The 15,013-nt window shown below is 42.1% G+C and carries 14 protein-coding genes; 10 read left to right on the top strand and 4 right to left on the bottom strand.

Features of this window, described 5'->3' with window-relative positions; genetic code table 11:
* Window positions 1-70: 70 nt before the first annotated feature.
* Complete coding sequence (fis, locus tag EI162_RS14750; protein WP_192522496.1) at window positions 71-433, top strand: DNA-binding transcriptional regulator Fis; 363 nt, start codon at window positions 71-73, stop codon at window positions 431-433.
* A 168-nt stretch (window positions 434-601) separates the two neighbouring features.
* Window positions 602-2,182: a bifunctional phosphoribosylaminoimidazolecarboxamide formyltransferase/IMP cyclohydrolase gene (gene purH, locus EI162_RS00600; protein ID WP_192522495.1), complete on the top strand. Its 1,581-nt coding sequence runs from the start codon at window positions 602-604 to the stop codon at window positions 2,180-2,182.
* A 124-nt stretch (window positions 2,183-2,306) separates the two neighbouring features.
* Here purH and EI162_RS00595 read toward each other — a convergent pair whose 3' ends face one another.
* Both EI162_RS00595 and EI162_RS00590 read right to left on the bottom strand, forming a co-directional pair.
* Window positions 2,307-4,181 (bottom strand): SurA N-terminal domain-containing protein, encoded by a 1,875-nt coding sequence (locus tag EI162_RS00595; protein ID WP_192522494.1) that lies wholly within the window; start codon window positions 4,179-4,181, stop codon window positions 2,307-2,309.
* 379 nt (window positions 4,182-4,560) lie between these two features.
* The gene (locus EI162_RS00590; RefSeq protein ID WP_045445077.1) at window positions 4,561-4,833 is read right to left on the bottom strand and encodes an HU family DNA-binding protein; all 273 of its coding nucleotides are present in this window, start codon (window positions 4,831-4,833) and stop codon (window positions 4,561-4,563) included.
* A 528-nt stretch (window positions 4,834-5,361) separates the two neighbouring features.
* Between EI162_RS00590 and EI162_RS00585 the strand changes: the two genes are divergently transcribed.
* From EI162_RS00585 to fdx, 8 genes are all read left to right on the top strand, one after another.
* Window positions 5,362-6,006, top strand: a complete 645-nt coding sequence (locus EI162_RS00585; RefSeq protein ID WP_192522493.1) for a hypothetical protein — start codon at window positions 5,362-5,364, stop codon at window positions 6,004-6,006.
* Window positions 6,007-6,482: 476 nt separating this feature from the next.
* On the top strand, window positions 6,483-6,992 hold the full coding sequence (locus EI162_RS00580) for an Rrf2 family transcriptional regulator (protein WP_192522492.1): 510 nt from the start codon (window positions 6,483-6,485) through the stop codon (window positions 6,990-6,992).
* Window positions 6,989-8,215, top strand: a complete 1,227-nt coding sequence (locus EI162_RS00575; protein WP_192522491.1) for an IscS subfamily cysteine desulfurase — start codon at window positions 6,989-6,991, stop codon at window positions 8,213-8,215. Before EI162_RS00580 ends, EI162_RS00575 begins: the two co-directional genes overlap by 4 nt.
* Window positions 8,216-8,365: 150 nt before the next feature.
* Window positions 8,366-8,782: a Fe-S cluster assembly scaffold IscU gene (gene iscU / locus EI162_RS00570; RefSeq protein ID WP_192522490.1), complete on the top strand. Its 417-nt coding sequence runs from the start codon at window positions 8,366-8,368 to the stop codon at window positions 8,780-8,782.
* 230 nt (window positions 8,783-9,012) lie between these two features.
* Entirely contained in the window at window positions 9,013-9,333 is a 321-nt protein-coding gene (gene iscA, locus EI162_RS00565; protein ID WP_025653020.1) for an iron-sulfur cluster assembly protein IscA, read from the top strand.
* 147 nt (window positions 9,334-9,480) lie between these two features.
* Window positions 9,481-10,062 carry a Fe-S protein assembly co-chaperone HscB gene (gene hscB / locus EI162_RS00560; RefSeq protein ID WP_192522489.1) on the top strand — a complete coding sequence of 194 codons (582 nt, stop codon included), beginning with the start codon at window positions 9,481-9,483 and terminating at the stop codon, window positions 10,060-10,062.
* Between the two features lie 120 nt (window positions 10,063-10,182).
* Complete coding sequence (gene hscA, locus EI162_RS00555) at window positions 10,183-12,063, top strand: Fe-S protein assembly chaperone HscA (RefSeq protein WP_192522488.1); 1,881 nt, start codon at window positions 10,183-10,185, stop codon at window positions 12,061-12,063.
* 83 nt (window positions 12,064-12,146) lie between these two features.
* A complete protein-coding gene (gene fdx / locus EI162_RS00550) occupies window positions 12,147-12,485 on the top strand; it encodes an ISC system 2Fe-2S type ferredoxin (protein WP_192522487.1) in 339 nt (112 codons plus the stop codon).
* Between the two features lie 167 nt (window positions 12,486-12,652).
* Here the strand turns inward: fdx and EI162_RS00545 are convergent, their stop codons facing one another.
* Window positions 12,653-14,074 (bottom strand): adenylate/guanylate cyclase domain-containing protein, encoded by a 1,422-nt coding sequence (locus tag EI162_RS00545; protein WP_192522486.1) that lies wholly within the window; start codon window positions 14,072-14,074, stop codon window positions 12,653-12,655.
* A 313-nt stretch (window positions 14,075-14,387) separates the two neighbouring features.
* Window positions 14,388-14,819: an HIT domain-containing protein gene (locus EI162_RS00540; RefSeq protein WP_192522485.1), complete on the bottom strand. Its 432-nt coding sequence runs from the start codon at window positions 14,817-14,819 to the stop codon at window positions 14,388-14,390.
* Between the last annotated feature and the right edge of the window lie 194 nt (window positions 14,820-15,013).

Genomic DNA, 15,013 nt, shown 5'->3' with positions numbered 1-15,013 from the left:
CGATGTTAATTTGATATAATGCCTTAACATCTTACGGTTTGACTCTTTCTAACCCAAAGGACATTATCTTATGGCACCTCATGTACAGCATAATGCCAATCATTTTGCCAAAAGCTCTGAGCATCCTGCCGACTATACTAAAGAAAACTGCCTTCACCCCACTCAAGATGTTGAGTACGCTCCAGACAACCATAATAGTCATGCGCAAGAGCCTCTGCGGGTACATGTTGAGCGTGTGGTACGCCAGTATTTTTCGATGCTAGGCGATGAGATGCCCACCGACCTATACGAGCTTATCTTAAGACAAGTCGAAGAACCCCTGCTATCCGTCGTCCTTGAAAAAACTCGGGGCAATCAAACCAAATGTGCGCAAATTTTAGGTCTCAATCGCGGCACCTTACGCAAAAAACTCAAAACTTATGATTTAATGTAGCACCGGCTATATGAGTCTACCTATTTTCACTGACAATTCTTATGCATGGCCATTCATTATTCATGACCTTATCTATCGTGACTTTATCCATGGTGACCATGTCTGCAATGATTGTCGCTATCACCTTGCCAGACATCAATGTCAGGCTTTTTTTATGGAAGTTTTTTTATGAGTACAACCCCACTTGCTCTATTATCAGTTTCCGATAAATCTAATATCGTTGAATTTGCTCAAGGCCTCATTAAAGCAGGTTTTGGCTTATTGTCTACTGGCGGTACTTATCGGCTACTCACAGAAAACAATGTCGATGTGACCGAAGTGTCAGATTACACTGGCTTTCCTGAAATGATGGATGGCCGTGTTAAAACGCTGCATCCGAAAATTCATGGTGGTATCTTAGGCCGCCGTGGTACCGATGATGCAGTGATGAGTGAGCACGCGATTGAGCGTATTGATTTGGTTGTGGTAAATCTATATCCTTTTGCTCAAACCATTGCTCGTAGCGACGTTACCATGAATGATGCCATCGAAAACATCGATATTGGCGGTCCTACGATGGTGCGTTCGGCGGCAAAAAACCATGCTCACGTAGGTATCGTTACCGATCCAGCAGATTATCAGCGCATACTTGCAGCCTTAGGGGATGGCACTGAGTTGACAACGGCCCTACGCTACGACTTAGCGGTCAAGGCATTTGAACATACTGCCCAATACGACGGTATGATTGCCAATTTCTTAGGCAGCCGTGTTAATGAAAATCAAGAACCTGAGAATTTTTCGCGTACATTTAATGTTCAGCTTGAAAAAGTTCAAGACCTACGTTATGGCGAAAACCCGCATCAAAACGCCGCTTTTTATACTGAAAATCAGCCGTTAAAAAGCCAACAAGCCTCTATTGCGACCGCTAAGCAGTTGCAAGGTAAAGCGTTATCGTACAATAATATTGCCGATACTGATGCAGCGCTTGAATGCGTTAAAGCCTTTAGTACGCCTGCCTGCGTTATCGTTAAGCACGCCAACCCTTGCGGCGTTGCAGTGGATAACGATCAAGTAGCCGCTTATCGCACTGCCTTTAGCACTGACCCTGAGTCTTCTTTTGGTGGCATCATTGCCTTTAACCGCCCCTTGACGTTGGTGGCTGCTAAAGCCATTATCGACAATCAGTTTGTAGAAGTTATTATTGCCCCTAGCATTGAAGACGGTGTTCTTGAAGCGACTGCGTCAAAGAAAAATGTCCGCGTATTGGTATGCGGTGAGTTACCAACACCAGATCAGCGCGATGGCCAGCTTGACTATAAACGTGTCAACGGTGGTTTGCTTGTTCAAGAACAAGATCTTGGTCTAATTACAGCAGATGATCTAAAAATTGTCACTGACGTGCAGCCAACTGAAGCACAAATTGCTGACCTGCTGTTTAGCTGGAATGTGGCAAAATACGTCAAATCCAACGCCATCGTTTATGCCAAAGGTCAGCGCACTATCGGTGTGGGTGCGGGTCAAATGAGCCGTATTAACTCAGCCCGTATCGCTGCTATCAAGGCTGAGCATGCAGGACTTGCCACTGAAGGCGCAGTAATGGCATCTGATGCTTTCTTCCCGTTCCGTGATGGCATTGATAATGCAGCTGAAGTAGGTATCGCTGCTATCATTCAGCCAGGCGGCTCTATGCGTGATGATGAGACCATCGCTGCGGCAAATGAGCATGGTATCGCCATGGTATTCACTGGCATGCGTCATTTCCGTCATTGATATGCTCTAAACAGCACTTCATGTGTTAATATAAGTATTGAAAAAAGCCACTGTAACTATAGTTACAGTGGCTTTTTCATATCAAATATTTATGGCTGTTTAAGTTTAAAGACCAGCCAAACGCTTAACGTCCCTGCGCATTGGCCATATTAGAGTCATTAATCTCAACTTTATACACCAAACGTAGATAATCTAAATAATCTTGTAGCTGGTCTTGACCTAAGTTATCACGAATAATGGTCGCGGTTTGTGCTCTTTGCATATCAGACAATGGTGATTGCTGCTCCGTCTTAATACGATCGCCCACCAATACCGTCGCACCCATCTCAGATTCGCTAGCAACGGCCACGACAGCATTTTCAGCCGCTTGCTTACTGAACGCTAGCCCACGCTCTTTTTCTGTCAATACTGTGGTCTGACGGTTCACATCACCCAATGCTTGAAAGCTGACTGGTTGCTTACTGATATCAGCAGTGGTTTTAATCCCAGCAGCAACTGCTTGAGCATCTTTTAGCGCCAACGCCGTGGCTTTTTGTTGACGTAATACTTGAGTGATTATCGGTGTAGCCGCTGATAAGGTTAATACTTTAGTCGGACGATAATTACTCGGCTGTACCCATACTGTACCATTCCCAACTTTTATACCTGCAGTTACTGCTTGATCTTGAATCGTAAATTCATCAAACGCTTGCTTGATTACTGCTGGTTGAGACAGTACCGATTGGTTGTTTTCTTTACGGTAATCTTTGATATGCTTGAGCGTCACGTTTTCTTGCTGAGCAATATCTTCGATACTAAAACCATCTGCGGCCAAGTCATTAATCGACGTCACTTTATCGGCATATATTTCCTGACGCTTATATTCTTTTGCTTTAACCGTCAACTCGTCACGCATGCTTTCTAGGCTTGGCATTTTGCTACCATTGTCTTCGGTAACCGTAAATATTTGATAGCCAAAGCTGGTCTTAATAGGTGCCGTGACATCACCAACATTTAGACCCTCTAGGGCCTTTTCAACAGCAGTGGCGTCATTACCAAATACTGCCGCGTTAAAGCGACCGATATCGCCGCCCGTTTCTCCTGATGGATCATCAGACTCTGCTTTAGCAAGCTTGGCAAATGATTCACCTTTATCTAGGCGCGCTTTCACTTTATCAGCGCGAGCCTTAGCGTTATCACCAGTTAATAGGATTTGGCTAACTTTACGCTCGTCAGTGATCGCAAGACCTTGCTTATATGCTTCATATTGCTGCTGTAAATCTTCTTTAGTAACGTCGCTCACCTCAATGGTTTGCGGACTCAGTTGCAGATAAGCCAAATCGACCATTGCTGCACTTTTTAGCGTTTCTTTATTACTATCATAATACGCTTGCATGTCATTTTTGCTCAGTTTCACTTTGTCTTGATAGTCTTGCCAATTAAAGCGATGTAGCCAGATGTTGCGCGACTCAAGCTGTAGATCGATTAATTGACTGACCGCTTGCATCGGATAAATAGCGGTACCAACGATACTGGCATTGAGCTGGTCGAGGCTTAGTTGATTACGAAATTCAGCAAACAGCTGATCTTTTGTCATATTGCGCTGACGTAAAAAATTCGAAAACTGATCGTTAGAGAAGTTGCCTTCTGCATCTTTAAATATCTCTTCTTGACGCAGCAGACGATTAATCGTGTCATCAGAAACGGTCATACCAAGCTTGCCCGCTTGCTGCTCTAATAAGGTACGATCAATGAGCCCTTTTAATACTTGCTCATGCAGTACATCTTCATTTAATAGACTGGCATCATCAACCTGCTCTAATATTTCGGTACGACGGTTATTCACGGCAGTCTGATACTCTGACAGCCCAATACTTGCATCACCCACCTGAGCAACTTGGTTGGGATCAACGCCACCGCCAAAATAGCTTTCGACACCCAATAGAGCGAGTGGCGATAGGCATAAAATCAATAAAATGCGACCTGGCCAGCTTTTTAAAAAATCGCGCAATTTATCCATAGTTATCTCTACTTTATTAACCTATATTGATGAAAAACCATTGTAATACTATTATTAATATCGATGCTATCTAAGCAGGCAATGGTAAGAGTAAGAACATGTACATGTTATATAGGTTGTGTTGCAGCAACCTGATTTTGACAATGCGTCTATCGCGCGCCCTATGATACGTGATTTTTGATGCAGACTCAAAATATTCACGTTATATGATGCAAACTATAGCACTAAAAAAGCACCTAAATATTAGGTGCTTTTTTAGTGCTTCTATTGTGAACTACGCTATGAGCGACTGTCTATTATTTTACTGCTAACAAACGCTATTTTTATTCGTATATCACGTTCATTATATAGCGCTTATCTATAATAGAAATAAACTTTCTTAGTTTAAGCGCTCTTTTAAGTTTTTGCCAGCTTTGAAGCTTGGTACTTTGCTTGCTGGAATACTAAGCTCTTCACCAGTCTTAGGGTTACGGCCTGTACGGGCTTTACGGTCTTTTACGCTAAAAGTACCAAAGCCAACCAATGAGATACTATCGCCAGCTTCTAATGCTTCACCAACACTTTCCATAACAGCATTCAATGCATCACCAGCTTGGGTTTTATTTAGACCACTTTTGTCTGCGATGCTATCAATTAATTCTGACTTATTCATAAAATTTCCTTCAAGTTTAAGGGGATAATAAATGCTCACGCCAAGTATTGTAACGCTCTCATAGCACTTAAGCAATAAAAACTACCTGACCCACATATTAACGAGTTTCACTTTGTTATCGTCTTTATATCAAGGCAGCATAGGGAGCGCAAGCGATTTTACATATTTTTGTGTACTGTACTACGTATTTGACACTCAATGTTACGCAAAACATCTGCAACGGTTCTAACTACTCATCACTTTAGCTTACTATGAGTTCGGCTTACGTAGCCGAACTGTGTCAATTTATGGTTTGCAGCCGTTGCTACGCAATATCAATACATTACCAGTCATTAATACCAGTGTCTTTATCGACTGCCGAATTGTAAGGTAATAATTTACCCACTGGTAGCGAATTAATAGAAACTAGCGTTACTTTTTATTATAAAGACGTTAATATAAGCAAAATATCACTGCACATCTTGGATGGGTTTCGACTCTTGTTTGTCTTTTGCCTCTGATTTGCCAAATAAAAAACGGATTACTTACATGAAGCGTTCTACGTTGTCTCACTCTTTTCTCAATATTATTCTGGTGTTCATCGAGTCGGCGCTGACCCTACTGTTACGTCTAGACCCCGAGCTACGTAAAGCCGCTTATCCACTTGCCAAGCAAGGTACTGTCGTGGCGCTGCGCTTATATTTACCACATGTAGAGGTTTTCGCCACTTTTAGTACCAAAGGTGTGTTGCTCGATTCCAATTTACCCATCGGGCGTAGCGAGCCTGACGTCGTCATCAATGCTTATAGTCTTCAAGTAATCAACGCGATTACCACTCACGATAGCGAAACCACGGAAAAGCTACAGATGCGTGGGGAGTCCGTTCAGGTACAGCTGGTCAAGCAGTTTATTATGCAACTCGGTCTTGGTAGCTTAATCCAAGGCTTGATTAAAAAGATAAAAGGTGGCAAAGGCAAATCCAAACCTACAGAAGCTGAAATGGCAGATAAGAAGGAAAGCTATAAGCTACGCATTAAAGAACAACAAACTCAAATCAATACCTTGACCATCAAAAACCGCGAACTTGAAACCACGGTTAAAGAATTACAAAGCAAGCAAAAAACATTCATGATCGTGACGGTGGTCGCGCTCGTTGTGATGGTTGGATCAATCATCGCATTATTAATGAATTAGTTTAGACAATGCCGAGTTCGGCAATACTAAAAATACATTTAACTGCAACTATTATATTGTTTGATGAATTGAGCGCTTAATGCCTGTAATAAGATATTAAACGCTTTGTTCGGCTTTTATACTCATATGCCAATTGCTCTAAACATCAACATTCCTCTCGCACTGCCCCCTCTTTTATTGCCCTTATTATTAACACTATTGATCACATTGTTTTTATCAATCACAGTTATAAGCTGCATTAACCATTCAACCACATTTTAATCTTGACTAAATTACTCGGGATTAAGTATAATTGGATTAATCGTTACACACATCGGGTGCACCATCTGTTGTTTAATGACGATAGAACACAACTTAGCGGTAGATATGTAGATACTCTGATAGGCCACTCTCATGTTATTTCAATAGTGCCCATAGATACCTTTTCGTTAAGATCGTTGTTAAATATAAAAAACATAAAAGTTTGGAGATAACACATGCGTTTGACTACCCGAGGCAGATACGCCGTTACTGCATTATTGGATTTGGCACTACAAACCAGTCAACAAGACAGTGCAGTATCATTATCTGATATTGCCAAACGGCAATCGATTTCTATCTCGTATCTGGAGCAACTATTCTCTAAACTACGTAAACGTGGTCTCGTTACTAGTATTCGCGGTGCAGCAGGTGGCTATCACCTCGCAAAACCATTGCACGAGATAGATGTCATGAGCATCATCTCTGCTGTCGACGAATCAGTTGATGCGATGCAGTGCGAAGGACGCGGTGACTGTCAAGGTGGTACAATGTGTCTAACCCATGATTTATGGTGTGCATTGTCCAATCATATCGAACAGTACTTGAAAAATATAACATTAGCGCAATTACTAGACATGGAAAATGTGCAATTAGTCTCAGAACGTCAGCACACACCCACTAAAAGTATTTCTATAAAAGATATCAATACTATTACCCTATCGAACAGCGAGGCAAACCCAGCATGAGCCAACATAACAACCTTATATACTTAGATTATGCCGCCACCACGCCAGTTGCAAAGTCAGTAGCTGCTAAAATGAGCGAGTATCTGACTGTAGATGGCATCTTTGGTAATCCAGCCTCGCGCTCGCACGGCTATGGCTGGCAAGCAGAAGAAGCGGTAGAAACAGCGCGTCAGCAAGTGGCTGAAGTGATCCACGCTGATCCACGCGAAATCGTCTTCACTTCTGGTGCGACAGAGTCTGATAACTTAGCCATTAAAGGCGCAGCACATTTCTATCAGTCTCGTGGCAAACACATCATTACCAGCAAAATTGAACACAAAGCAGTGTTAGATACTTGCCGTGAGCTTGAGCAAGAAGGTTTTGACATTACTTATCTTGAGCCACAGCCAAGCACTGGTTTGATTTTACCAGAACAAGTTAAAGATGCTTTGCGTGAAGACACTATCTTAGTCTCACTGATGATGGTAAACAACGAACTTGGTACGATTACTGATGTGGCTGCTATTGGCGATATCACTCGTGAAGCCGGTGTGGTTTTCCATGTCGATGGCGCACAGTCTGTAGGTAAAGTGCTGATTAATCTCGAAGAAATGAAAATCGACTTAATGAGTTTTTCAGGTCACAAAGCATACGGTCCTAAAGGTATCGGTGCGCTATTTGTTCGCCGTAAGCCTCGTATTCGTTTGAAAGCCGAACAACACGGTGGTGGTCATGAGCGTGGTATGCGTTCTGGTACCTTGCCAACCCATCAAATCGTTGGTATTGGTGCCGCATTTGCCTTAGCCAATGAGCGTTACCAAGAAGACCATGCTCACGCAGCGAAACTACGTCAAAAACTGTGGGACGGTCTACAAGATATCGAAGAGATCTACCTTAACGGTGATTTAGAGAACAGTGTACCTAATATCGTAAATATCAGCTTTAACTTTGTCGAAGGCGAGTCATTAATGATGTCGCTAAAAGACTTAGCTGTCTCATCAGGTTCGGCCTGTACGTCAGCGACACTTGAACCATCCTATGTACTACGTGCTATTGGTCGCCCAGATGAATTGGCACACAGCTCGATACGTTTCAGCTTCGGTCGCTATACCACTGAAGAAGATATCGAAACCGTTATTAAGCAAATGCATGAAGCCGTTGATAAATTACGCGCGCTATCACCACTTTGGGATATGTACCAAGAAGGTGTTGATTTAAATTCAGTCGAATGGGCTGAGCACTAAAATTATTGAGAATATAAACATGGCTATTAAATGTAGCCATCAAACGATTGATCAGACAATTAAATTACGTGTTTGACCCCAATTATCGATGAGCAAATAACACTTCAAACTAATCAGTTATTGCTCATCATCTAACTAGGAGAAAACCTCATGGCCTATAGTGACCAAGTTATTGATCATTACGAAAACCCACGCAACGTTGGTAATTTTGATAAAAACGCCAAAAATATCGGTACTGGTATGGTTGGTGCCCCAGCTTGTGGCGACGTAATGCGTCTACAAATCCAAGTCGATGACAACGGTGTTATCGAAGATGCACGCTTTAAGACTTATGGCTGCGGTTCAGCAATTGCATCAAGCTCGCTCGTTACCGAGTGGCTTAAAGGCAAGAGCTTGGATCAAGCTGGCGAAATTAAGAACAACGATATCGCTGAAGAATTGGCATTGCCACCAGTAAAAGTGCATTGCTCTGTACTAGCAGAAGATGCCATTAAAGCCGCTATCAGCGACTATAAAGGTAAGCATAGTACAGCAGCTGACGCTGTTACAGAAGAAGCTACCAGCTAAATCGTTTAGCCTGTGCGCTATATCTTTATGGTAGTACAGTGTTAACGAATTACTGAAAGCGACTGACGCTAAAAAGGTGACAATGACGCTTATGCAATTGTCACCTTTTACTTTATATTGTCAGTTTAGATAGAATCTATCTCGGCACCATTTTATAATACATATTTTTTTTATTAATGGCTTCTTAATTAAGTTAATACCTCTATTATTGATAATCAATGGGAGTTGGCATGATTGAAATGACAGAACGCGCCGCCCAGCATGTTCGAGATTTTTTGGACAACCGCGGCAAAGGTGAAGGCATTCGAGTGGGCATTCGTACGGCTGGCTGTTCAGGCTTAGCCTATGTTTTAGAGTTCGTCGATACGCCTGACGAAAATGACACGCGCTATGAAAGCCGCGATGTTAGTATCTTTATTGATCCTAAAAGCCTAGTATATTTAGATGGGCTACTAATGGACTATGAAAAAGAAGGTTTAAACGAAGGTTTTAAGTTCACTAACCCCAATCAAAAGGGTGAATGTGGTTGCGGTGAGTCCTTTACAGTCTAGGGCTTTCGTACTTTGTGTTTAAGCTTAGCTGGTAATTTAAGCTCAAGCGATGAACTATTACAGCTACAACGGTATAATGAACCCAGTCGTAAACAAGTCCTTAGTCTGAAAAACTTAAAAAACAAATAAAAAAGTAAGGCGTATGACATGACAAATATTACTCAAGAAGCACAGTTTGATAACTTCTTTGCCCTATTTGAGCAACCTGTACAATTTGAAGTCAATCAAGACAACCTCGACCAACATTTACGTCTGCTACAAAAACGTTATCACCCTGACAATGTCGTCAAAAACGGCACAGATGCTGCACAAGCGAAACAGCAATCTGAGCAAGCTTCTGCGCTAATCAACCAAGCGTATCAAGCATTAAGCGCCCCCGATAGCCGGGCAAGCTACCTATTAGATATGGCAGGCCAAGCACAGAATGTGGAGCACTCTATCGCAGACTTAGATTTTTTAGAAGATGCGATGCAGATGCGGATTGATTTAGATGAAGCCATTGACGATAAAAATCGTTCAACCTTACAACAGCTACATCCACAGATTACTGAACGTCTGGCTAAACAGTCTCAACGCTTTAGTAGTGCCTACCAAAATCAAGACTGGCAAACAGCGATCGATGCGACCCAAAAACTCAAGTTTTTAGTAAAATTGAATGCTGACGTAACCACAGGACTTGATGAAGTGGCTACTACTGAACATTCAGATGACGATGATTTATACGTTTAATATTTTATTTTAAGCACTCTTAACCGATCGGCTTTTCTGTTTCTATAGTAAGATAGCTGCGGTAGTGCGTATGTTGTATTTGCTCCATTTCACTTATTCATTTTATCTCTGAGTTATCTTATGTCTTTATTGCAAATTGCCGAACCCAATCAAAGCGCTCAACCTCACCAGCATCATTTTGGTCTGGGAATCGATCTTGGTACCACACGCTCATTAGTGGCAGTGGTACGTTCAGGCAAAGCGCAGGTCTTAGAAGCAGGCACAAGTACAGATACCTTACTCCCTTCTGTTGTTTATTATCCCAGTACAGGCAAGCCTCTTGTTGGCTATGATGCCCTAGCCCATTTAGCGGATGATCCAAAAAATACGATCGTCTCGGCTAAGCGGTTTATGGGCCGTAGTCAAGCGGATATTAAGTTCTCTCATCCTTATGAGTTGAGTGGCAACAAAGACGATATGCCAGCATTCGTGACCAGCCAAGGGGATGTTTCTCCGGTCGAAGTCTCAGCACGTATATTAGCAGCGCTTGAGCAACGTGCTGCAAGTACATTGCCTGCAGATAGCATCGAAGGCGCGGTCATTACCGTTCCAGCCTATTTTGATGAAGCTCAACGTCAAGCGACAAAAGATGCGGCGCAAGCGGCAGGTATCAATGTTTTACGTCTCTTGAATGAGCCCACTGCTGCTGCCGTTGCCTACGGTCTCGACCAGACAACACAAAGCAATGAGTTAGAAAGCTATTATTTAATCTATGATTTGGGTGGCGGTACCTTTGACGTGTCTATTTTAAAGCTGACTGATGGCGTCTTTGAAGTATTGGCGACCGGCGGTAACAGTGCCTTGGGTGGTGATGATATAGACCGTCTTATGACCAACTGGCTTATCAAACAATTAAACATCGACCCTAAAGACGTGAGTCGTCATGACAAATCGATACTTGCGCAACAAGCCAAAGCGTATAAACAAGCATTGACTGATGCTGAGCAAGTTGCTATCAGCATCACTGTCAATGAGCAATCTTTTCAAGGTATCTTACACCGCAAAGATTTACTGGCTATCGCAGAACCAGTTAGCCGCCGTACACTAAGTGTATGCGAGCAAGTATTACGCGACGCCAAACTGTCTGCTTCAGAATTAGACGAAGTAATTTTGGTCGGTGGCTCTACACGCATGCCTGCTGTACAGCAAGTCGTGACAGACTTTTTTGGCAAAGAACCACTTTGTCGTCTTAATCCAGATGAAGTAGTCGCTTTAGGCGCTGCTCAAACGGCGCATCAATTGATCAATGGCGACAGTGACAACAATCTACTATTATTAGATGTAACACCACTATCGCTAGGTCTTGAAACGATGGGCGGTCTGGTTGAAGTGCTTATCCCACGCAACACTCCAATCCCTGTCAAAAAACGCCAAGTATTTACGACCTATCAAGATGGTCAAACAGGTATGGTGATTCATGTAGTACAGGGCGAGCGCGAAACCGTGGAAAACTGCCGTTCACTTGGGCGTTTTGAGCTATATGGCATCCCGCCAATGAAGGCTGGATTTGCGCGCATTGAAGTGACTTTTAGTATTGATGCTAATGGGCAGCTTACCGTCAGTGCTCAAGAGACCACCACCAAGACAGAAAGCAAAATTGAAATTGTACCTGCTTATGGTTTATCAGATGAGCAAAAAGAACAATTACTGGTGGCAGGATTCAAGCATGCAGAAGAAGATAAAAATGCACGCTCTTTAATCGAGACCAAAGTAGAGGCTGAGCGCGAAGTATTGGCACTACAGTCTGCCCTTAAAGAATTTGCCTCATTAATATCGCCTGAAGAGCAGCAAGCATTAGCAGAGCAAATACAAGCGCTACAAACCGTACTCAGCACTGATGACTTAGCGCTTATCGAAGCACAGCAAGCCAAGCTTAAACCCCATAGTGATGCTTTTGCCGCTCGTATTATGAATCAAAGCGTCAAAACCAGCATGGCAGGAACTAGCGCCCAAGACTGGTAACAAATACGTTAAAATTACCGCTTAGCACCTTTACTAAGCTGATTTTTCATTTTTTAAATTGATTAGCATCGGATAAAATATTTATGCCAAAGATTACCGTACTACCCCATCACGAAATTTGCCCTGAAGGCACCGAAGTTGAGCTAGAGTCTGGTGAGAACCTTTGTAAAGCGCTGCTAGAAAAAGGCATCAAAATTGAACATGCTTGTGAGATGTCAAAGGCTTGTACTACTTGCCATGTGGTAGTACGTAAGGGTTTCAATAGCCTAGAAGAGATGGACGATATCGAAGCAGATTTATTGGATCGCGCTTGGGGATTAGAGCCTGACTCACGCCTATCTTGTCAGGTAATGCTTGATGAAGACGATTTAACCATCGAGATTCCTAAATATACCCTTAACCATGCCAAAGAAAACCATTAAACACTAGGGTGTGTCATAAATTTGTTTGTTGTTATATTAAAAAAGCCAGCTATCATATGATAGCTGGCTTTTTTCCACTTAAACGTATTTATGTACGTCAATCCAAAATAAAAGAAATACAAGTCAAATAGTGCATCCCATCTTAAAAAACAGTATTTCTTGAGCGCTTAATTAGGGTTGCTATCGCTACGTTTACTTTCTGCTTCTATATCAGTGGCTACCTTTTCTTGCTCCTGCTCAACACGCTCAAGCGCAAAATTTAATCGCGCTCTGATATCCTGATAATCACTGTCACTCATATCTTTAAAGTTCAGATGTAAGTTAAACCCTGGTAGCGTGTGGTCAACCCACTTTGATAAATGTCCCTTATGCGTATCAGGATCAAATACTTTCCAGGCGTTTACCTTGTTATCAAATCCTTTTAGCTGAAACGCGCCAGCATGCTGGCACTCATAATTATGGCAAATATAATCATAAGTACTTTCGCTTACCAATATCTCATCTTTACCCGCACTAGACTCTAGTCTTGACGCCAGATTGGCCTCTTTACCAATCAATGTATAGCTAAGACGGTTGTTACTGCCAAAATTACCAACATGACAATAGCCTGTACTGATGCCAATACGTATGTACAGCCCCTCAAAGCCCATCAACCGCCATTTCTGCCTCAAAGTTCGCATTTCACGGCGCATATCTATTGCCATTGCAATACAGTCTAAAGCATCTTGGCGCGCACCGCGGCTATCTGGCTCACCAAAAAAAAACACCATGCCATCTCCAATAAACTTATCCAAAACGGCGCCATGCTTGTTGGCAATCAAAGTCATGCAATGCATATAGGTATTCAAAATATCCGCCAAATTATCAGGGCTTAGGCTATCAGAAAGTTCAGTAAAACCAACAATGTCTGAAAACATAATGGTCAGCTTGGCACGCTTATTAGAAACGTTAACGGGAATGTCTTCCTTAACAATTGGCTCCCAGACCTGCGGTGGTACAAAGCGCGTCAATTTATTGATGACCGATACCATGGTACTTAGCCGCCCTACTGCCTGATGAGCACGTGCTTCATGATTGATATATTCCCTATAAACATAGCGAAACTGGTATAAAATGACAGTTATAGTTGCTAATAGTACTACAGAGGGTAGCCAGCCTTCATAACAGTCCATATTGGGACCGTTTAAGGTCACACTGACATAATAAAAAGCAATAACCGTCACTATCGACACAGTAATGAGCTTAAGCTGGTTCTCAGAATTGCTGATAATGACGCGAAGGCTGATTAAGGCGGCTAGACTGATAGACATCACAGCGCAGAACTGTAACGACCCTATCACCACTGCCAATAAAATAACGACAATATTAGAGGTCCAAAAACTGCTTTGGCGTCGATAATTATAAATCAAGATCATTAAACTTGGCAGGCAAACAATGACAAGAAGTGCCATTGAGCGGGGATTAAAATTGAAATGTACAGCGAGAAGTATGACCGTGAGGATTAAGACAAATACTTCCGGATAGTCAAACCGATAGCTGCCTTCATTTACCGAAGGTAGCTTCGGTCTCAACGTATCTAAAAAAGGCATATGAGATGTTCGCTTAAGCAAAACAGATTATCAAAAAAATAAAGAGAACATAATTTCAGCAACGGCCTCTCATGATAAGTACAGTATAGATTATCTAATCAATATTATACGTTTTAAAGGTAATAAAACCTAGGTCACTGATAACTAAAAGCATACCACCTGTCATACAACCTGACTAAAAGCATGTTCAAATAGCAAAAATTAAACTAAAAATAGAAAAGCCAGATAATACTTATCTGGCTTTTCATAGCTCCTAAACCTATTCAGTATAGGACAGAAACAGTCAAATGCTTTAACCTTTGCTTCAACTTTATTACATTTGCCAATCAAATGGCATTTGATGATGACCACGTAATGCCATCATCAAAGTTTGCTGCATTTGTGCCAGCACTTCTTTGGTATAAGGAACAGCAGGCACGCCCCATACTGGGTTTGGCCATTGCATGTCATTTTGATAGCGAACGATATGATGGAAATGTAGCTGCGGCACTTGATTGCCAAGGGCTGCCACATTCATTTTATCGGCTTGAAAAGTTTTGGCTAGCTGGCTTGATAACCAGCTCGATTCACGCAAAAACTGCGCTTGATCTGCCTCCGATAATTCATACAATTCTTTGATACCCGATACGCGCGGTACCAATATCAACCAAGGAAACTGACAATCATTAATTAAACGACAGGTTGATAATGGGAAATCACCCACTAAAAAACTATCGGCAGCAAGTTTATGATGAAGTTGGAACATAATAACGGTTCTCTTGTTATGACGCTTAGATAAAAGAAGGTAAAAACTTAAAAGGATAAAACATGAATAAGTAACGATTTAGTTCTGAAAACATAGTGCTAAAAACAATATAGTGCTGAAAATAAAGGCTTAAAATACGATATCACTATTTTATCAGTTATCCAGCCGATAAAATAGCACCACGACTCATTACC

The sequence above is a fragment of the Psychrobacter sp. FME6 genome (genome assembly GCF_014861365.1).
Taxonomy (GTDB): Bacteria; Pseudomonadota; Gammaproteobacteria; order Pseudomonadales; family Moraxellaceae; genus Psychrobacter.
The sequence above is the reverse complement of the archived record's forward strand: the minus strand, read 5'-3'. Positions and strand labels throughout refer to the sequence as shown.